The sequence below is a fragment of the Klebsiella sp. MPUS7 genome, assembly GCF_009905335.1.
In the GTDB taxonomy this organism is placed as follows: domain Bacteria; phylum Pseudomonadota; class Gammaproteobacteria; order Enterobacterales; family Enterobacteriaceae; genus Klebsiella; species Klebsiella grimontii.
On the sequence record NZ_CP047604.1, the window covers coordinates 1334627 to 1352850 of the forward strand.

Below are 18224 nucleotides of genomic sequence, written 5' to 3' on the forward strand. Positions count from 1 at the left end.
GGCCGTTGTCCAATCGGACCGCCTTTTAAGGCCGAAATTCTATTGTTAGCTGAGTCAGGAGATGCGGATGTTAAAGCGTGAAATGAACATTGCCGATTATGATGCCGAACTGTGGCAGGCTATGGAGCAAGAAAAAGTACGTCAGGAAGAGCACATCGAACTGATCGCCTCCGAAAACTACACCAGCCCACGCGTTATGCAGGCGCAGGGCTCTCAGCTGACTAACAAATACGCTGAAGGCTATCCGGGTAAGCGCTACTACGGCGGCTGTGAATACGTCGATATCGTGGAGCAACTGGCTATCGACCGCGCGAAAGAGCTGTTTGGCGCTGACTACGCTAACGTGCAGCCGCACTCCGGTTCCCAGGCCAACTTCGCGGTCTATACCGCTCTGCTGCAGCCGGGCGACACCGTTCTGGGTATGAACCTGGCGCAAGGCGGTCACCTGACTCACGGTTCTCCGGTTAACTTCTCAGGCAAACTGTATAACATCATTCCTTACGGCATTGATGAGTCCGGCAAAATTGACTACGAAGATATGGCGAAGCAGGCTCAGGAACACAAACCGAAGATGATTATCGGCGGTTTCTCTGCCTACTCCGGTATCGTTGACTGGGCAAAAATGCGCGAAATCGCTGACAGCATTGGCGCATACCTGTTCGTTGACATGGCCCACGTTGCCGGCCTGATTGCCGCAGGCGTGTACCCGAACCCGGTTCCGCATGCTCACGTCGTGACTACCACCACCCACAAAACCCTGGCGGGTCCGCGCGGCGGCCTGATCCTGGCGAAAGGCGGTAGCGAAGAACTGTACAAAAAACTGAACTCCGCCGTATTCCCGAGCGCTCAGGGCGGCCCGCTGATGCACGTTATTGCGGCCAAAGCGGTTGCGCTGAAAGAAGCGATGGAGCCAGAGTTCAAAGTTTACCAGCAGCAGGTAGCGAAAAACGCCAAAGCGATGGTCGAAGTGTTCCTGAACCGCGGCTACAAAGTGGTTTCTGGCGGCACTGAAAACCATCTGTTCCTGCTGGATCTGGTGGATAAAAACCTGACCGGTAAAGAAGCTGACGCTGCGCTGGGTCGCGCCAACATCACGGTCAACAAAAACAGCGTACCGAACGATCCGAAAAGCCCGTTTGTGACCTCCGGTATCCGTATCGGTTCTCCGGCGGTCACCCGTCGCGGCTTTAAAGAAGCGGAAGTGAAAGAGCTGGCCGGCTGGATGTGCGACGTGCTGGACAACATCAATGATGAAGCGGTCATTGAGCGCGTGAAGGGCAAAGTGCTGGACATCTGCTCCCGCTTCCCGGTTTATGCGTAATCGTTAGCCGTTAAAATTAAAAAGGCCGCAATCGCGGCCTTTTTTGCGTCTGAAGATTAGCGTCGATCGAGGGAAATAGCGCCGGGCCCGGTTATTGCCAGCAGCAGGAAGGCGCCGGCAATGCTGACGTTTTTCCAGAAGTTAATCATATTCGGCAGCACCGCATCGCCAGACATATCCCAGTAGTGATGGCCTATTACCGCGGTGCCAAGAGTATAAAAAATGAAGATCACCGCCAGAGGGCGGGTGAAAAAGCCCAGCACAATTAAAATGGCCGCCGGCACCTCCATAATAATGGCAATGATGGCCGCAAGCGTTGGCATCGGCGCGCCGGAGGAGGCCATATACTGCACCGTGCCGCTAAAGCCGAGCAGCTTGGGATAACCGAAAAGAATAAACAGCACCACTACCGCGATACGCGCAATCAGCAGCAGCAGAGAGCGGGAGGAACCAAAGTCAAAGTAGCGTAGAGTGTTCATGATCAGCTCGTTATGAGAGACGTGTGATTTAAACGTAATACACAAATTTGCGCTCCGCCACGTCCCCTGACGATTAACGTAGCGTCTGCAGTTGCTCCTCAACATACAGATAACCGATCCCCATCAGCTGCTGGGCGCGGGTCAGTGTGCCAAAGCCGATTTGAGTGGCGTGCGCTCGCGGCGTATCGCCGTGGTCAAAGGGATTAAAGCCGGTTTGTTTAACGATACTTTCCAGCCACTGTTCGCCAAAGGCACAGCTGCGACCGTATAGCCAGATCTGATTAATATTCAAAATATTCAAGAAATTATAAAGGCTTAAGCCAATGGCGTTGGCCGCGCTGTCAACCCATGCGCGAATATGCACGTCCCCCTTTTCCCAGGCTTCAATGAGCGATGCCGTGGTTAACTGCTCCGGGGAGCGCTGCGCCTCAGGCTGGGTTTTGAGCCACATTCGCGCCTGTTTTTTCAACGCGCTGAGGGAGGCTACGGTTTCAAGACAGCCGTATCTGCCGCAGTCGCAGGCCTTGCCGTCAGGATTCACAATCGTGTGACCAATCTGCCCGCTGCCGTAGAGGCTTCCTCGATAAATCTGATCGTTAATCACAAACGATGAGCCAATACCGTAATCGACGTTGATCACGCAAAAATCCGGTTGTGGGCCCTGATGCTGCCATTTCTCGGCCAGCGCCAGCATCACGCAGTCATTATCTACCCGCACCTGCACGCCGAGCTGTTCTTCCAGCAGATACTTTATTTCAATCGGCGTTTTCCAGCGCGCCTGGGGCATGGTTTGTGAAACGCCGGTTATCGGATCTACCTGACCATGGACGCCAAGCGCGAGATGAATACTGTGCTGCGGGTAGAGACGGTGGATACGCCGCCAGCATGCAATAATGCTCTCCAGCAGGGCCTGCGGCGTAGGCGCGTCGATGGGCACATGCTGGCAGCCGTCAACTGCCAGTAGACGGGCGTCGGCAAGCTGATACTCAATACTGGTTGGCGTGATATTCATGCATAGCGTCCAGGCTCCGCGCGCGGGGATCTGGTAGCTTCCGCTGTTCATTCCGCGTTTGCTCATTTTTTCCGTGGAATGGTCGATCAGTCCCTCGCTGAGCAGCTCTTCAAGAATATTGCTCACCGCCGGAATAGAGAGTCCGGTGAGCTGAGAAAGCTGGGATTTACTCAGCTGCTTCTCCCGCCAGAGATGAGCCAGAAAAATGGATTTATTGGTCTGTCTGACCCGGGCGTTATTTAAACCGGTACGCTGCATACACTTAACTCCCTTAACTATATTGCGTGAGCATTGCGCATTTTAGCAGCTAAGTGACGATATAAACTCCTCCCATAGCGAATTTTACCTTACTTTGTTTAGTGGAGGCGTCATGTACGGTTCGGTTAAGGTCTGGCAGGAAATAATTACATTACCTACGTGGACAACGGGGGCGGAGGATCCGAATCCCATGTTTCTGGAAAAACGCGTTTATCAAGGTTCTTCCGGTAACGTCTATCCCTACGGCGTGATTGACACCCTGACCGGCGAACGTGAGATGCGCGATTATCAGGCAGTATGGATGGAGAATGATTTCATTCGAATTATGCTGTTACCGGAACTCGGCGGCCGTATACATCGGGCGTATGACAAGGTTAAACAGCGCGATTTCGTGTATTACAATGAAGTGGTGAAGCCCGCCCTGGTGGGGCTGCTGGGGCCCTGGATCTCCGGCGGTATCGAGTTCAACTGGCCGCAGCATCATCGCCCGACGACCTTTATGCCGGTCGACTTTTCGATCCAGTGCGGGGAAAACGGCGTGCAGACCGTATGGATGGGGGAAGCGGAGCCCATGCGCGGTTTGCAGGTCATGACCGGGTTTACACTTTATCCTGACCGCGCGCTGATTGAAATTACCGGCAAGGTCTTTAACGGTAACGCCACGCCGCGTCATTTCCTGTGGTGGGCCAACCCGGCGGTAAAAGGCGGCGATGCTCATCAGAGCGTTTTTCCGCCCGACGTCACCGCCGTGTTCGATCACGGCAAGCGTGATGTTTCCGCTTTCCCTATTGCCACCGGCACCTACTACAAAGTCGACTATTCTGCGGGCGTCGATATCTCCCGTTATAAAAACGTTCCTGTACCCACCTCGTATATGGCGGAGAAATCGGACTACGATTTTGTCGGCGCTTATCACCACGACGAGCGCGGTGGGCTACTGCATGTCGCCGACCACCACGTTTCGCCGGGCAAAAAACAGTGGAGCTGGGGCTATGGCGACTTTGGCCAGGCGTGGGACCGCAATCTGACGGATGAAAACGGCCCCTATATTGAGCTAATGACCGGCGTCTACACCGATAACCAGCCTGACTTTACCTGGCTTGCGCCTTATGAAGAGAAGGTGTTTGTGCAAAATTTCCTTCCCTATAGCGAGCTGGGGATGGTGCAAAATGCCAATACGCAGCTGGCGCTGAAGCTGGTTCGCGATTCTGAGCAGCTGCAGCTCGGCGTTTACGCCATTGCGCCGCTGGAAAATATTGTTGTTGAACTCAGCGCGGAAAAGCAGCCGCTGTATGAGACTCAGCTTACGCTGAAGCCGGGAGAGAGCTGGCGGCATACGCTGCCGCAAAATGACGCCGGTCGTTTGACCATTAAGGTAAAAACCGCAGACAACCAGCTGCTGCTGGATTATCGCGAACATATTACTCAGCAGACGTCGCTGCCCGAACCGGCCTCTGCGCCGGCGATGCCTGAAGAGATTCACAACGGTGATGAGCTCTATTTTATCGGCCAGCATCTTGAACAATACAATCACGCCAGCCGCTATGCCGCAGATTACTATCGCCGGGCGATAGCCCTCGATCCGCAGGATTATCGTAATAATGTTGCTCTCGGGACGCTGGCGTTTAACCAGGCCGACTGGGTTTTAGCGGAGCAATGTGCCCGCGCCGCGCTACTTCGCGCTCATCGTCTGAATAAAAATCCGCGCGATGGCGAAGCCAGTATGCTGCTTGCCAGCGCGCTGGAAAGGCAGGGAGATGAACAAGGCGCCTGGGATCACTATTACAAAGCATCCTGGAGCGGTAACTGCCGCGATGCTGCATGGTGGGCGCTGGCGCGGCTGGCGATGAAGCGCGGTGATACGGTCGACGCGCTGGAAAAGGTCAACACCAGCCTGCAGTTCAACGCCAGCAACCATCTGGCTATGGGGCTGAAAGCGCTGGCGTTAGCGAAGAGCGGGCGGACGAAAGCGGCGCAGGAGTATATTTTCGCCTGCCTTAAACCATACCCGTTGAGCTATCCGCTGCACTGCGTGCGCTGGATGATTGAGCCCGGCGACGAAGCGCGAGAGAACCTGCTGCGGGTAACGGGGCGCAGAGGGATCAACGGCAGCCTGCTGGCGGGCTGGCTGCTCTCCATCGGTCAGAAGCAGGCGGCGAAGGAGGTGCTTGAGGTTCTGGATTGCCAGGAAGCGCTGCCGATGCTGTGGCGCGCCTCGTTAAGTGATGACGCGAATAAACGGCAACAGTTAATTGCCGAAGCCGAGCGCTGCCATCCGCAAAAAGTGCGTTTCCCCAATACGCTCGATGAAGTCCGGATGCTGCAAACTCTGAGCGATAGCGCTTTTGCCCGCTATCTGCTCGGTTGTTTCTGGTACAGCAAACGTCGCTATGAAGAGGCGGTCAGCTGCTGGCGCGAGACGCTGGAAAAATCTCCCGACTACGCGCCCGCTCATCGCCTGCTCGGGGTCTACGCCTGGAACAAACAACAGGATGCCGCGCAGGCGCTGGCTTATCTGCAGCGGGCCGTAGAGCTTGAGCCCGAAAATGCGCGCTTCCTCTTTGAGCTTGATTTCCTGAAAAAATCGCTGGGTACGCCGGTAAACGAACGACTGGAAACGCTGGCGGCGCGCAAAGCGGTGGTGCTGAAGCGGGACGATCTGACCGCTGAGCTGCTAAGCCTGTGGAACGCGGCCGGCCATTATGCCAATGCCGCCGCTATTCTCGGTACGCGCGTGTTTCATCCCTGGGAAGGCGGGGAAGGGAGAATCACCGGTCAGTATTTGCTCAATCAGCTGCATCGGGCTTTGCAGTTTATCGAACGCGAGGCGTTTACGCAGGCCGCGCACTGTCTGAAAGACGCATTACGCTATCCCGATAATCTGGGGGAGGGGCGACTGCCCGGGCAGACGGACAACGATATCTGGTATTTGCTGGGCTACTGCGCGGAACAGGCTGGGGATGCACAGCAGGCAGCAGAATATTACCAGCTTGCCCTACAAGGAGGCTCAACGCTGGACGCCGGGCGTTACTACAACGATCAGCCCGCTGATTACCTTTTCTGGCAGGGCATCGCGCTGCGTAAGGGCGGTAACCCGGCGCAGGCCGAGCAGCACTTCCAGAATTTTATCGCCTGGGCCGGGCAGCATCGGGATGACGTTCCGCAAGCCGACTTTTTTGCCGTCTCTCTCCCGGATTTGGTGGTGCTTGATGTCTCAGCGCAGCAGCAGCACCAGCAGCACTGTTTGTTTATTGAAGCGTTGGGCCATCTGGGGCTGGGCAACTTATCCGCCAGCCAGCAGGCGATGCAGCAACTGCTGCAGCTGAACCCGGCTCATGATAAGGCGCATTTGATTCGTCACGCCCTGCAAAGCGGCATGTTTTCCTGAACCTGAACCTGAACCTGAACCTGAACCTGAACCTGAAACGGGCGGGCCTGGCCCGCCTGAACCCTACTGTTCCCTGCGTTTCCCTTATAGAGGAATCATTATGAATAACGCGCAGACACATCTGAAAATGGGCTACGTCTGGACTATCTGTCTGGTCGCCGCCTGCGGTGGTTTACTGTTTGGCTATGACTGGGTAGTCATTGGCGGCGCAAAGCCGTTTTATGAAGCCTGGTTTTCCATTACCGACCCGGCGCAGTCCGGTTGGGCAATGAGCTCGGCGCTGGTGGGCTGCGTTTTCGGCGCATTAATCTCGGGATGGTGCGCCGATAAACTCGGGCGTAAGCTGCCATTAATACTTTCCGCCGTGCTGTTCAGCGCTTCCGCGTGGGGGACGGCGGTCGCCAGTAGTTTCGACATGTTTGTGGTTTATCGCATTGTGGGCGGCGTGGGGATTGGTCTGGCATCCGCTCTCAGCCCGCTTTACATCGCCGAAGTCAGCCCGGCAGAAAAAAGAGGGCGCTTTGTTGCGGTCAACCAGCTCACTATCGTGATTGGCGTGCTGGCCGCTCAGCTTATTAACCTGATGATTGCGGAGCCGGTGGCGACGGGGGCAACGCAGCAGATGATTGTGGAAACCTGGAACGGACAGATGGGCTGGCGCTGGATGTTCGGTGCGGAACTGGTTCCGGCGCTGGCGTTTCTGGTCCTGATGTTTTTTGTTCCCGAATCGCCGCGCTGGCTCATGAAGGCCGGTAAGCCGGAGCGTGCCCGAGCCGCGCTGGAACGCATTGGTTCCGCCGACTATGCCGACAGAATATTACGCGACATCGCGCACACGCTGGAAAAAGATAACCATAAAGTATCCTATGGCGCACTGCTGGCTCCGCAGGTTAAACCGATCGTTATCATTGGCATGGTTCTCGCCGTCTTCCAGCAGTGGTGCGGAATTAACGTCATCTTTAACTACGCACAGGAGATTTTTGCCTCAGCGGGCTTCGATATTAACAGCACGCTTAAATCGATCGTCGCGACGGGGGTTGTAAACCTGGTATTTACCCTCGCCGCGCTGCCGCTGGTGGATAAAATCGGCCGCCGTAAACTGATGCTGCTTGGCGCTTCAGGCTTAACGCTGATCTATGTGCTGATTGCCGGCGCTTACGCCATGGGAATTATGGGCTGGCCGGTACTGTTGCTGGTGCTGGCGGCTATTGCTATTTACGCCTTGACCCTGGCGCCGGTCACCTGGGTGCTACTGGCGGAAATCTTCCCCAACCGCGTTCGCGGACTCGCGATGTCTTTAGGCACCCTGGCGCTGTGGATTGCCTGTTTCTTGTTAACCTACACTTTCCCGCTGCTTAATGCCGGGCTGGGCGCGGCGGGCAGCTTCCTGCTGTATGGCGTCATTTGCGCTGCCGGCTATCTCTATATTCTGCGCAACGTGCCGGAAACGAAAGGGGTAACTCTCGAAGCCCTGGAAGAACAGCTGGCGCAACGCCATACGGGCGTTAATGCGGCGAAGCAGGAGCAGACGCGCTAATGGCGGAAGAGTGGATTCTGGAGAACGCGCATCTGCGGATGTGCGTCTCTTCTCTGGGCGGCAAAGTGCAAAGTTTATTCTCGCGGCAATACCAGGCGCCGGTGCTATATGAAAATCCCGCCGGCGGTATGTTTCCGATGCTGCCGATGGCCAATCGCGTCGCCGGAAACCGCTTTATTTTTCAGGGACGCGAGATAGTCCTGCCTCGTCACCACGCCGACGCGCATTTTTTTCTCCACGGCGACGGGTGGCTACAGCGCTGGGATATCATTGCGCGCGACGGCGACTTTTGCGTGTTACAGCTGCGTCGGCAACATGCCTGCGGTTTCGATTACCTGGCGCAGATCCGCTACCAGCTGCTGCGTAACCAACTGATAGCATCGCTGACGCTTACCCACTGCGGTAGCACGCCTATCCCCTACGGCTGCGGTTTTCATCCCTTTTTCTCCTTTGATAAGCGCAGCACGGTGCAGTTTACTGCCGGTGGCTACTGGCCGGAAGGGGAACAACACCTTCCGCTGGACTGGCAAAGCCATCTTCCCGGCCATGCCGATTTCAGCCACCCGCAGTACGGTGAGGATCGCTGGCTGAACGTCGGCTATTCCGGCTGGAGTGGACGAGCGAGGATAGTAAGTGATGTGATGACTATCACAATTCTTTCGCAAACTTCGTGGTTGATGCTCTTCAGAATGCAGGGTGAACCGTTCCTTTGCCTCGAGCCGCAAACTCACCCGGTAAACGCCCATAACATGGACGGCCAGCCGGGGCTGCGGGTTTTGGGCGCCGGAGATACGCTGAATTTTTCGCTAAAAATAGACGTTCAGGGGCGCGAGTAGCGCCATTTATGGGGCGAGGGCATCTTGCACCCGCCCCGCTTTATCGCCAGACTGTCGCCTCCATTCGGGAGGGAATTATGGTCTTGCACTCCACGCGCTGGCTGGCGCTAAGTTATTTCACCTACTTCTTTAGCTACGGCATCTTCCTGCCTTTCTGGAGCGTCTGGCTTTCCGGACTTGGCCTGACGCCGGAAACGATCGGCATGCTGCTCGGCGCCGGGCTGGTGTCGCGATTTCTTGGCAGCCTGCTGATTGCCCCGCGGGTCAGCGACCCGTCCCGTCTTATCTCTTCTCTGCGCATTCTGGCGCTGCTGACGCTGCTCTTCGCGCTCGCATTTTGGATCGGCCACCAGGTCGCCTGGCTAATGGTGATTATCGTCGGCTTTAACCTCTTTTTCTCGCCGCTGGTGCCGCTGACCGACGCGCTGGCGAATACCTGGCAAAAGCAGATCACCATGGACTACGGGCGCGTGCGCCTGTGGGGATCGATCGCTTTCGTGATTGGCTCGGCACTGACCGGGAAGCTGGTCAGCCTGTATGACTACCGGATGATTCTGGTGATGCTCAGCATCGGTATCGCGTCAATGCTGATCGGCATGCTGCTGAAACCGTCGGTGCAGCCGCAGGGGGAATCCCGCCACCAGGAAGCGGCCGGGCTGTCGGCCTGGCTTACGCTGGTGCGGCAAAGCTGGCGCTTCCTCGCCTGCGTCTGTTTGCTGCAGGGGGCGCACGCCGCCTACTATGGGTTCAGCGCAATCTACTGGCAGGAGGCGGGGTATTCCGCCTCCGCCGTGGGCTATTTGTGGTCGCTGGGCGTGGTGGCGGAGGTGGTGATTTTCGCGCTGAGCAAAAAAGTCTTCCGCCGTTTTAGTGCCCGCGATCTGCTGCTGCTGTCCGCGGCGTGCGGAGTGATTCGCTGGACGCTAATGGGCTGGACGACGGCGCTACCCTGGCTTATCGTCGCGCAGATCCTCCACTGCGGCACCTTTACGGTGTGCCATCTGGCGGCGATGCGCTATATCGCGGCTCGCCAGGGAAGCGAAGTGATCCGCCTGCAGGCTGTCTACTCCGCAGTAGCGATGGGCGGCAGCATTGCGGTAATGACGGTATTTGCCGGCTTTCTCTACCAGCATCTGCACCAGGGCGTTTTCTGGGTGATGGCGCTGGTGGCCTTACCGGCGCTGGTGGTGCGGCCAAAAGCGGTGGCTTAGGCCTCGAGCATCTTGCAAATCTGCTGCTGCTGATGAGCGCTGAACGTCTCGTCGGCATGAAACAGCGGCGGTGAAAACAGCGGTAGCGCCGTGGTATAGGGGGTGACGATCAGCGTCACTTCCTTCGGCGCGCCCTCTTTCTGAAAGGTGCTTACGCTCAAATACTTAATATTGAGCGGCAGCAGGGTTAACTCGCGCAGCTGCTGCTCCAGCGACTGCTCAAGGTCAGGATTATCATCGGTAAGCAGAACCACCTGCTTCTCCTGCAGATCGTTTTTTTGCATCAACCACGCGCCGAAAATCACCGCGATTAAACTGACTTCCTCCTGGCTAAAGCGGACCTGCCAGCTGGCTTCGAACTCCTCCAGCGCCGCCTGAGTGGTGCGCATCAAACGGGGATACAGACGGCCAATCTCCTCTGGCAACGCGTTATCGATACCGATAGCGAAAACGCTGCGGTGTAGCGCCTGCGAGAGGTGTATATAGAGCTGATCGCTTAGACCCTGCTCATCGCTGAATGGACGCCCCGCCAGGTTCTGAAAGCGGTGAATCAGCCCGGAGATGGCCAGATGCAGACGCCGGTCCTGCTGGTGCCCGTCGCGGATGGGATCGGGGGTTTTCAGCAGCATAAACAGCAGGGTCAGAAACAGCTGTTCTCCGGCATGGGGCATCGTCGCCACCCGACGCTGCCAGTGGCGAACAATCTCCTCCGCGAGGGTAAACTCGGCGGCGGCCTGCGCCCAGCGCTGCTGCTCGTGGGTGAAAGAGGGGCTCTGCCCAAGGTGGTGCTGCAGTAAACAATACTGTAAATAAAGACGCAGAAAATGCACGTCGCGGCAGTCAAACTGCCGGTTCAGGGTCCGGGCGCAGCGGTTCACCAGGGCCTGGAGATTGGTGTCGTCATACAGCGTGCGCGCGATACCCTGCTGTTTAAGCTGCGTTTTTAATGCCGGGGTAAAATGGTGGCTGACAAAATGCGGGCACAGACGCAGCCCGCGGCGCAGAGCGTGCAGCAGGCACAAGCGTTGATCGAGCGCGGCGCCTTCCATCCGATAGCTGCCGTCCGCTTGTGAAGTCAGGGTCAAGCGGTGATAACGCTGAATTTCGCGTCCCGTCTCCGCGATGTCCTGCCTGGCGGTATCCTCATCAACCTGAGTGAGGCTACCCAGCCATTCGGGCGTCACGGATTGCCCCGGCAGATAAAACATCAGGAGCACCTGGCTACGGCGCTGTGGACTGGAAAGCACAGATGGTGGTTCAATCACTGTCATCATCCGGTTAGTTCCAGTTAGGGTTTTCGTTAAGCGTAGTTAATGTATTCAGGGTGAGCAGGGCACGCCCGCGTCTTTACATCAGGATTGCTGGCGCGGTTCACAGAATTTTTCACGTGAGGAACAGATGAAGAGAGTGAAACAATGCGTCAGCGCAGCGTTTTTCATGTTTTTATCGCTATCCGCGGCGGCGCATCCGCACAGTTTCATCAGTTTGCAAACGGAGGTCGTGGCGGAAAATGGCCTGCTCACCGGCTTTAAAATGCGCTGGACGATGGATGAAATCACCTCCGCCGATCTGCTCTATGATGCGGGCAACGCTAAACCCGGTAGCGAAATCTGGAAAAAGCTGGCGGCGGAAGTGATGGCGAACGTGCTGGGCCAGCACTATTTCAGCGAGCTATGGCATAACGGCCAGCGGGTAAAGTTTGATATTCGACCCGACGGCTATGGCCTGGAGCGCAGCGGCCATCAGGCGGTGCTCACCTTTACCCTACCGCTGGCGAAGCCGCAGCCTCTGGCCGGGCAAACCTTTACCTTTTCAACCTACGACCCGACCTATTACGTTGATATGTATTATGACAAAGACGCTGATTTCGCTCTGCCGGCGGCGATGAAAACGATCTGCGCGGCAAACATGATGACGCCGAAACCGAATGAAAAAATGTTGTCCTATGCGCAGTCGCTGGATAAAGCGGATGCGCCGCCGGAGGATATGGAACTGGGGAATTACTTCGCGCAAAAGGTGACGCTGCAATGTCGCTGATTTTTACTCAAAACAGCCGTTCTCCGCGCTGGCGTCAGCTTTGGCCGCTGGCGCTCTTTTTGCTGCTGGCGGCAGGGGCTGGCTTCTGGCTATGGCGGGCCTGGCCGCAGGTGCTGCTGCAAAGCGCGGTCTGGCAGCGCGCGCTGAATCTTGAACTAAGCCGGCTTCTGCAGGCGGTAGCGGAAAATCCCTCCGCCGCCGGGCTGTCGCTGCTGGGGTTTAGCTTCGTCTACGGCGTCCTGCACGCGCTGGGGCCGGGGCACGGTAAAGTGGTGATTACCACCTGGCTGGCGACCCATCCTTCGAAGCTGAAATCCAGCATTGGCCTGACCCTGGCCGCCTCGCTGCTGCAGGGGTTGGTGGCCATCGCTTTAGTGGTGGTCGTGCTTACCCTGCTACGTCTTCCGGCAAGAGCGCTGCACCTGAGCAGCTTCTGGCTGGAAAAGGGAAGCTATCTGCTGGTCGGCGCGCTGGGCCTGTTGCTGTGCTGGCGGGCGCTGAAAAAGCTGCGGATGCTGCTGCGGCGACCGAAATTTACCGCTTTTACCCCGCATCACGTGCATGACGCTCACTGCGGCTGCGGGCATAAGCATCTACCGGCGCCGGAACAGCTGCAAAGCGGCGATGACTGGCGGGCGCGGCTGGCGATTGTGCTGTCGATGGGGATGCGGCCCTGCTCCGGAGCCATTATGGTGCTGCTGTTCAGTAAGGTTATCGGCGTATTTGGCTGGGGGATGGCGGCCGCGATGGCGATGGCGGCGGGAACCTCGCTCACCATTAGCGCGCTGGCGCTGCTGGTTCACGGATTCCGTCAACTGGCGGTCAGGCTGAGCGCGAACCGGGCGCCGGCGCCATGGAAGCAGGTAGGCTGGGCGACGCTGGCGCTGGCCGGCGGCGTGATTTTGCTGGCGGCGGCTATCGTGATGTGGAGTAGTGCGATACCTCCGGGCGGCGGCCTGCGTCCGTTTTAACGGGATAAAAAAAGGAAGCCGCGGCTTCCTTTTTGCTTTTCATTCAGTGAGAGATTAACGCTTCAGCGCTTCGCTCAGATGCTCGCGCATATTGGCCAGCATGGCTTTTACAACGCGCGGGTTGCCTGCAACGATGTTGCCGGTCAGCAGGTAGTTATGGCCGCCGGTAAAGTCGCAGACGATAGCGCCTGCTTCACGGGCGATCAGCTCGCCTGCCGCGAAATCCCACGGTTTCAGCGCGATTTCAAAGTAGCCGTCAACGCGGCCAGCGGCAACGTAGGCCAGATCCAGGGCCGCGGAACCGGTGCGGCGGAAATCCGCGCATTCGGTATACATGTTGCCGAGGATATTCATGTAAGAGGTCGCGTGCTGTTTTGCTTTGAACGGGAAGCCGGTGGCGATAATCGTGCCATCCAGATCGCGAGCGCTGCTGCCGCGCAGACGGTAGCCGTTCAGCTGCGCGCCCTGGCCGCGGGTCGCGGTGAACAGTTCGTTACGCATCGGATCGTAAACCACGGCGACTTCAGTACGGCCTTTAATGCGTACGGCGATGGACACGGAGAAGTGCGGCAGACGTTTTACGAAGTTGGTGGTGCCATCCAGTGGATCGATAACCCATTGAACATCCTGATCTTCACCTGCGTGTTCACCGCTTTCTTCGGTGATGATGGTGTGCTGCGGGTAAGATTTGCGAATGGTTTCGATAATCATCGCCTCGGCGGCTTTATCGACGTTAGTCACAAAATCATTGCTGCCTTTCTGGCTGGTTTCTACGGAGTCAGGGGTTTCGTAGTGCTTGGCAATTAAATTACCCGCCTTGCGCGCTGCGCGCACGGCGATGTTCAGCATCGGATGCATCGGTCTCTCTCACTGGATGTTAAAGAACGGGAAAAAACGGCGCATATAGTAACAGTGAAATCTGCCTATGTCTCCGTTTTATGATAGCATGCACGAATAATCTTTAGCCGAAGAACCATAATGCTGCAAAATATTCGAATCGTACTGGTAGAAACTTCACACACCGGCAATATGGGCTCTGTCGCCCGCGCAATGAAAACCATGGGGTTAACCAACCTCTGGCTGGTCAATCCGCTGGTTAAACCCGATTCTCAGGCCATCGCTCTGGCGGCCGGCGCCAGCGACGTGATTGGCAATGCCAACATCGTCGACACCCTCGATGAAGCGCTGGCGGGCTGTAGCCTGGTTGTCGGAACCAGCGCCCGCTCCCGCACGCTGCCGTGGCCGATGCTCGATCCGCGCGAATGCGGCCTGAAAAGCGTCGCCGAAGCGCAGCATGCGCCGGTTGCGCTGGTATTTGGCCGCGAACGCGTTGGCCTGACTAACGACGAGCTACAGAAGTGTCACTATCACGTGGCGATTGCCGCTAACCCGGAATACAGCTCGCTGAACCTGGCGATGGCGGTGCAGGTCATCGCCTATGAAGTGCGTATGGCATGGCTGGCGGCGCAGGAGCAAAATGAGCCCGTCGTCGAGCATGAAGAAACGCCTTATCCACTGGTGGATGATTTAGAGCGTTTCTACGGCCATCTGGAGCAGACGCTGCTGGCAACCGGGTTTATCCGCGCCAGTCATCCGGGCCAGGTGATGAACAAGCTGCGCCGTTTGTTTACCCGCGCCCGCCCGGAAAGCCAGGAGCTGAACATCCTGCGCGGTATGCTGGCGTCAATTGAGCAGAAGAATAAAGAATAGCGCTGTCTGTTTGCCGGGGGGCGCTGCGCTTACCCGGCCTACCGATCGCCTCCCCCGATGGGGGAGGGCATCAGATCGCGCTTAAGTAAAACGGCACGGAAAGCCAAATACCTGACTAAAACAGTCAAGTAAATAGTTGACCAATTTACTCGGGAATGTCAGACTTGCCTTGCTATGCAATACCCATATTAATAAAAAGCCCGGGCAGGGGCGAGTTTGAGGTTAAGTAAGACATGAGACTGACATCTAAAGGGCGTTATGCCGTGACCGCGATGCTTGACGTTGCGCTCAACTCTGAATCGGGTCCGGTTCCGTTGGCTGATATTTCAGAGCGTCAGGGAATTTCGCTTTCCTATCTGGAACAGCTGTTCTCTCGCCTGCGCAAAAATGGTCTGGTTTCCAGCGTACGTGGTCCAGGCGGCGGTTATCTGTTAGGTAAAGAAGCGGGTAGCATCGCGGTTGGCGAAGTTATCAGCGCAGTAGACGAATCCGTTGACGCCACCCGTTGTCAGGGCAAAGGCGGCTGCCAGGGCGGCGATAAGTGTCTTACTCACGCGCTGTGGCGCGATCTGAGCGAGCGACTGACCGGTTTTCTGAATAACATCACGCTGGGCGAACTGGTGAATAACCAGGAAATCCTTGATGTCTCCGGTCGTCAGCACAACCATGAATCCCAGCGTAATACCCGTGCTCAGGACGCTATTGACGTCAAACTGCGCGCTTAGTTCTCGTTCAGTTTCATCTTGCAGCTATTCGGCTGCAAGCTGAAACGAGCTGAGCCAAAAAGATAAAAAAGATTTTCGAATCAGGCCGGGATGCTCCGCCATCCTGTGTACTCGGTCGTACATCCAGCCGGTTGCCTGATTCCTTGCATTGAAGCGATGTACGGAGTTTATAGAGCAATGAAATTACCGATCTATCTCGATTACTCCGCAACCACGCCGGTGGACCCGCGTGTTGCCGAGAAAATGATGCAGTTCCTGACTCTGGACGGGACCTTTGGTAACCCGGCCTCCCGTTCCCACCGTTTTGGCTGGCAGGCTGAAGAGGCGGTAGATATCGCCCGTAATCAGATTGCCGAGCTGGTCGGTGCCGACCCGCGCGAAATTGTCTTTACCTCCGGCGCGACGGAATCCGATAACCTGGCGATTAAAGGTGCAGCCAACTTTTATCAGAAAAAAGGCAAGCACATCATCACCAGCAAAACCGAACACAAAGCCGTGCTGGACACCTGCCGTCAGCTGGAGCGCGAAGGGTTTGAAGTCACCTACCTCGCCCCGCAGCGTAACGGCATTATCGATTTAAAAGAACTGGAAGCCGCGATGCGTGATGACACCATCCTTGTTTCCATTATGCACGTGAATAACGAAATCGGCGTGGTGCAGGATATCGCTACCATCGGCGAGATGTGCCGCGCCCGCGGTATCATTTACCACGTTGACGCGACCCAGAGCGTGGGCAAACTGCCTATCGACCTGAGCCAGCTGAAAGTTGACCTGATGTCCTTCTCCGGCCACAAAATCTATGGCCCGAAAGGTATCGGCGCGCTGTACGTGCGTCGTAAACCGCGTATTCGTATCGAAGCGCAGATGCACGGCGGCGGTCACGAGCGCGGCATGCGTTCCGGTACGCTGCCTGTCCACCAGATCGTCGGTATGGGTGAAGCTTACCGTATCGCGAAAGAAGAGATGGAAAGCGAAATGGCCCGCCTGCGCGGCCTGCGTAACCGTCTGTGGGACGGCGTGAAAGATATGGAAGAGGTTTATCTCAACGGTGACCTTGAGCAGGGCGCGCCGAATATCCTCAACGTCAGCTTTAACTACGTTGAAGGCGAGTCGCTGATTATGGCGCTGAAAGACCTGGCGGTTTCCTCCGGTTCAGCCTGTACTTCCGCAAGCCTCGAGCCGTCCTACGTGCTGCGCGCGCTGGGGATGACCGACGAGCTGGCGCATAGCTCTATTCGTTTCTCTTTAGGTCGTTTTACTACCGAAGAAGAGATTGACTACACCATCAATCTGGTCCGCAACTCCATCGGCCGTCTGCGCGAACTCTCACCGCTGTGGGAAATGTTCAAGCAGGGCGTGGATCTGAACAGCATTGAATGGTCACATCACTAATTCGGCACCAATAAGGAGAATTCATCATGGCTTACAGCGAAAAAGTTATCGATCATTACGAGAATCCGCGCAACGTCGGTTCTTTCGACAATAGCGACGAAAACGTCGGCAGCGGTATGGTTGGCGCGCCGGCGTGCGGCGACGTGATGAAGTTGCAGATTAAAGTCAACAATGAAGGTATCATTGAAGACGCGCGTTTCAAGACCTACGGCTGCGGTTCCGCTATTGCTTCCAGCTCCCTGGTGACCGAATGGGTAAAAGGGAAATCGCTGGACGAAGCTCAGGCGATTAAAAACACCGATATCGCTGACGAGCTCGAGCTGCCGCCGGTCAAAATTCACTGCTCTATTCTGGCGGAAGACGCGATTAAAGCCGCGATTGCGGATTACAAAAGCAAACGTGAAGCAAAATAATTAAGAGTTGAGGTTTGTTATGTCGATTACTTTAAGCGACAGTGCAGCAGCGCGAGTCAACGCCTTTCTGGCCAACCGCGGTAAAGGGTTTGGCCTGCGCCTGGGAGTCAGAACTTCCGGCTGTTCAGGTATGGCTTATGTACTGGAGTTTGTTGACGAACCAGCGGCAGAAGACACCGTGTTTGAAGACAAAGGCGTGAAGGTCGTGATCGACGGCAAAAGTTTGCAGTTCCTCGACGGTACGCAGCTGGACTTCGTCAAAGAAGGCCTTAACGAAGGGTTTAAGTTCACCAACCCGAACGTGAAGGACGAGTGCGGCTGCGGCGAAAGCTTTAACGTGTAATCGGTTATCCCTGACCCCACCGTAGTCTCGCTGCGCGTGGGGTTTGCTTTATCTCGTTAACCCTGAGGTTGCTATGGACTATTTTACCCTCTTCGGGTTACCGGCCAGCTATACCCTTTCGTTAGAACCCCTGGCTGCCCGGTACCAGGAACTACAGCGCCAGTATCACCCCGATAAGTTCGCCAGCGGCAGCGCGGCCGAACAGCTCGCCGCGGTGCAGCAGTCCGCCACCATTAATCAGGCGTGGCAAACCCTTCGCCACCCGCTGACCCGCGCCGAATATCTCCTTTCGCTTCATGGTTTCGATCTCGCCAGCGAGCAGCACACCGTGCGCGATACCGCGTTCCTGATGGAACAGCTGGAGCTGCGCGAAGAGCTGGATGAAATAGGCAAAGCGAAGGATGAAGCGCGGCTGGAAAGCTTTATCAAGCGGGTCAAAGCGCAATTTGATACCCGGCATCAGCTGATGGTTGAACAACTGAATAACGAGACGTGGGAGGCGGCGGCGGATACCGTGCGCAAGCTGCGTTTTCTCGATAAACTGCGAAGCAGTGCGGAACAACTCGAAGAAAAACTGCTCGATTTTTAATT

Annotated in this window: 17 protein-coding genes; 13 read left to right on the top strand and 4 right to left on the bottom strand. The window is 56.5% G+C overall.

Going from position 1 to position 18224, the window contains the following annotated elements; genetic code table 11:
• Nucleotides 1–67: 67 nt before the first annotated feature.
• Nucleotides 68–1321: a serine hydroxymethyltransferase gene (gene glyA, locus GUC22_RS06400; protein ID WP_004134918.1), complete on the top strand. Its 1254-nt coding sequence runs from the start codon at nt 68–70 to the stop codon at nt 1319–1321.
• 56 nt (nt 1322–1377) lie between these two features.
• On the opposite strand, the gene GUC22_RS06405 is transcribed toward glyA, so the two are convergent.
• On the bottom strand, nt 1378–1800 hold the full coding sequence (locus GUC22_RS06405; protein ID WP_004123642.1) for a DoxX family protein: 423 nt from the start codon (nt 1798–1800) through the stop codon (nt 1378–1380).
• Between the two features lie 73 nt (nt 1801–1873).
• Entirely contained in the window at nt 1874–3070 is a 1197-nt protein-coding gene (locus GUC22_RS06410; protein ID WP_004134920.1) for an ROK family transcriptional regulator, read from the bottom strand.
• A gap of 112 nt (nt 3071–3182) precedes the next feature.
• Here GUC22_RS06410 and GUC22_RS06415 point away from each other — a divergent pair, with 112 nt between their 5' ends.
• The 4 genes from GUC22_RS06415 to GUC22_RS06430 all read left to right on the top strand — a co-directional run bounded on the left by GUC22_RS06415 (nt 3183) and on the right by GUC22_RS06430 (nt 10042).
• Complete coding sequence (locus tag GUC22_RS06415) at nt 3183–6458, top strand: DUF5107 domain-containing protein (protein WP_064410817.1); 3276 nt, start codon at nt 3183–3185, stop codon at nt 6456–6458.
• 100 nt (nt 6459–6558) lie between these two features.
• Nucleotides 6559–7995: a sugar porter family MFS transporter gene (locus tag GUC22_RS06420; protein WP_024359362.1), complete on the top strand. Its 1437-nt coding sequence runs from the start codon at nt 6559–6561 to the stop codon at nt 7993–7995.
• Nucleotides 7995–8831: an aldose 1-epimerase gene (locus tag GUC22_RS06425; protein ID WP_024359361.1), complete on the top strand. Its 837-nt coding sequence runs from the start codon at nt 7995–7997 to the stop codon at nt 8829–8831. The genes GUC22_RS06420 and GUC22_RS06425 overlap by 1 nt, the downstream gene beginning before the upstream one ends.
• Nucleotides 8832–8908: 77 nt before the next feature.
• A complete protein-coding gene (locus GUC22_RS06430) occupies nt 8909–10042 on the top strand; it encodes a 3-phenylpropionate MFS transporter (RefSeq protein WP_004134925.1) in 1134 nt (377 codons plus the stop codon).
• Here the strand turns inward: GUC22_RS06430 and csiE are convergent.
• Nucleotides 10039–11316 (bottom strand): stationary phase inducible protein CsiE, encoded by a 1278-nt coding sequence (gene csiE / locus GUC22_RS06435; protein ID WP_102649918.1) that lies wholly within the window; start codon nt 11314–11316, stop codon nt 10039–10041. The two genes, GUC22_RS06430 and csiE, sit on opposite strands and share 4 nt — an antisense overlap.
• A gap of 124 nt (nt 11317–11440) precedes the next feature.
• On the opposite strand from csiE, the gene GUC22_RS06440 reads away from it, so the two are divergent.
• Both GUC22_RS06440 and GUC22_RS06445 read left to right on the top strand, forming a co-directional pair.
• Nucleotides 11441–12079, top strand: a complete 639-nt coding sequence (locus tag GUC22_RS06440; RefSeq protein WP_154932545.1) for a DUF1007 family protein — start codon at nt 11441–11443, stop codon at nt 12077–12079.
• Nucleotides 12070–13050 carry a nickel/cobalt transporter gene (locus GUC22_RS06445; protein ID WP_064371612.1) on the top strand — a complete coding sequence of 327 codons (981 nt, stop codon included), beginning with the start codon at nt 12070–12072 and terminating at the stop codon, nt 13048–13050. The genes GUC22_RS06440 and GUC22_RS06445 overlap by 10 nt, the downstream gene beginning before the upstream one ends.
• Nucleotides 13051–13104: 54 nt before the next feature.
• Here the strand turns inward: GUC22_RS06445 and suhB are convergent, their stop codons facing one another.
• Nucleotides 13105–13908 carry an inositol-1-monophosphatase gene (suhB, locus tag GUC22_RS06450; RefSeq protein WP_024359357.1) on the bottom strand — a complete coding sequence of 268 codons (804 nt, stop codon included), beginning with the start codon at nt 13906–13908 and terminating at the stop codon, nt 13105–13107.
• Between the two features lie 120 nt (nt 13909–14028).
• Between suhB and trmJ the strand changes: the two genes are divergently transcribed.
• From trmJ to hscB, 6 genes are all read left to right on the top strand, one after another.
• Entirely contained in the window at nt 14029–14760 is a 732-nt protein-coding gene (gene trmJ / locus GUC22_RS06455; protein ID WP_004134934.1) for a tRNA (cytosine(32)/uridine(32)-2'-O)-methyltransferase TrmJ, read from the top strand.
• Nucleotides 14761–14993: 233 nt separating this feature from the next.
• Entirely contained in the window at nt 14994–15485 is a 492-nt protein-coding gene (gene iscR, locus GUC22_RS06460) for a Fe-S cluster assembly transcriptional regulator IscR (RefSeq protein WP_004104510.1), read from the top strand.
• A gap of 177 nt (nt 15486–15662) precedes the next feature.
• Nucleotides 15663–16877: a cysteine desulfurase gene (gene iscS / locus GUC22_RS06465; protein ID WP_004134936.1), complete on the top strand. Its 1215-nt coding sequence runs from the start codon at nt 15663–15665 to the stop codon at nt 16875–16877.
• Nucleotides 16878–16903: 26 nt separating this feature from the next.
• Complete coding sequence (gene iscU, locus GUC22_RS06470; protein WP_002913991.1) at nt 16904–17290, top strand: Fe-S cluster assembly scaffold IscU; 387 nt, start codon at nt 16904–16906, stop codon at nt 17288–17290.
• A 19-nt stretch (nt 17291–17309) separates the two neighbouring features.
• Nucleotides 17310–17633, top strand: a complete 324-nt coding sequence (gene iscA / locus GUC22_RS06475; RefSeq protein ID WP_002913979.1) for an iron-sulfur cluster assembly protein IscA — start codon at nt 17310–17312, stop codon at nt 17631–17633.
• Nucleotides 17634–17706: 73 nt separating this feature from the next.
• The gene (gene hscB, locus GUC22_RS06480; RefSeq protein ID WP_004104505.1) at nt 17707–18222 is read left to right on the top strand and encodes a co-chaperone HscB; all 516 of its coding nucleotides are present in this window, start codon (nt 17707–17709) and stop codon (nt 18220–18222) included.
• Nucleotides 18223–18224: the final 2 nt, after the last annotated feature.

Excerpts from the sequence above, each read along its gene's own strand:
- glyA (WP_004134918.1), top strand. The coding sequence starts at position 68 with ATGTTAAAGCGTGAAATGAACATTGCCGATTATGATGCCGAACTGTGG.
- GUC22_RS06405 (WP_004123642.1), bottom strand. The coding sequence starts at position 1,800 with ATGAACACTCTACGCTACTTTGACTTTGGTTCCTCCCGCTCTCTGCTG.
- GUC22_RS06410 (WP_004134920.1), bottom strand. The coding sequence starts at position 3,070 with ATGCAGCGTACCGGTTTAAATAACGCCCGGGTCAGACAGACCAATAAA.
- GUC22_RS06415 (WP_064410817.1), top strand. The coding sequence starts at position 3,183 with ATGTACGGTTCGGTTAAGGTCTGGCAGGAAATAATTACATTACCTACG.
- GUC22_RS06420 (WP_024359362.1), top strand. The coding sequence starts at position 6,559 with ATGAATAACGCGCAGACACATCTGAAAATGGGCTACGTCTGGACTATC.
- GUC22_RS06425 (WP_024359361.1), top strand. The coding sequence starts at position 7,995 with ATGGCGGAAGAGTGGATTCTGGAGAACGCGCATCTGCGGATGTGCGTC.
- GUC22_RS06430 (WP_004134925.1), top strand. The coding sequence starts at position 8,909 with ATGGTCTTGCACTCCACGCGCTGGCTGGCGCTAAGTTATTTCACCTAC.
- csiE (WP_102649918.1), bottom strand. The coding sequence starts at position 11,316 with ATGATGACAGTGATTGAACCACCATCTGTGCTTTCCAGTCCACAGCGC.
- GUC22_RS06440 (WP_154932545.1), top strand. The coding sequence starts at position 11,441 with ATGAAGAGAGTGAAACAATGCGTCAGCGCAGCGTTTTTCATGTTTTTA.
- GUC22_RS06445 (WP_064371612.1), top strand. The coding sequence starts at position 12,070 with ATGTCGCTGATTTTTACTCAAAACAGCCGTTCTCCGCGCTGGCGTCAG.
- suhB (WP_024359357.1), bottom strand. The coding sequence starts at position 13,908 with ATGCATCCGATGCTGAACATCGCCGTGCGCGCAGCGCGCAAGGCGGGT.
- trmJ (WP_004134934.1), top strand. The coding sequence starts at position 14,029 with ATGCTGCAAAATATTCGAATCGTACTGGTAGAAACTTCACACACCGGC.
- iscR (WP_004104510.1), top strand. The coding sequence starts at position 14,994 with ATGAGACTGACATCTAAAGGGCGTTATGCCGTGACCGCGATGCTTGAC.
- iscS (WP_004134936.1), top strand. The coding sequence starts at position 15,663 with ATGAAATTACCGATCTATCTCGATTACTCCGCAACCACGCCGGTGGAC.
- iscU (WP_002913991.1), top strand. The coding sequence starts at position 16,904 with ATGGCTTACAGCGAAAAAGTTATCGATCATTACGAGAATCCGCGCAAC.
- iscA (WP_002913979.1), top strand. The coding sequence starts at position 17,310 with ATGTCGATTACTTTAAGCGACAGTGCAGCAGCGCGAGTCAACGCCTTT.
- hscB (WP_004104505.1), top strand. The coding sequence starts at position 17,707 with ATGGACTATTTTACCCTCTTCGGGTTACCGGCCAGCTATACCCTTTCG.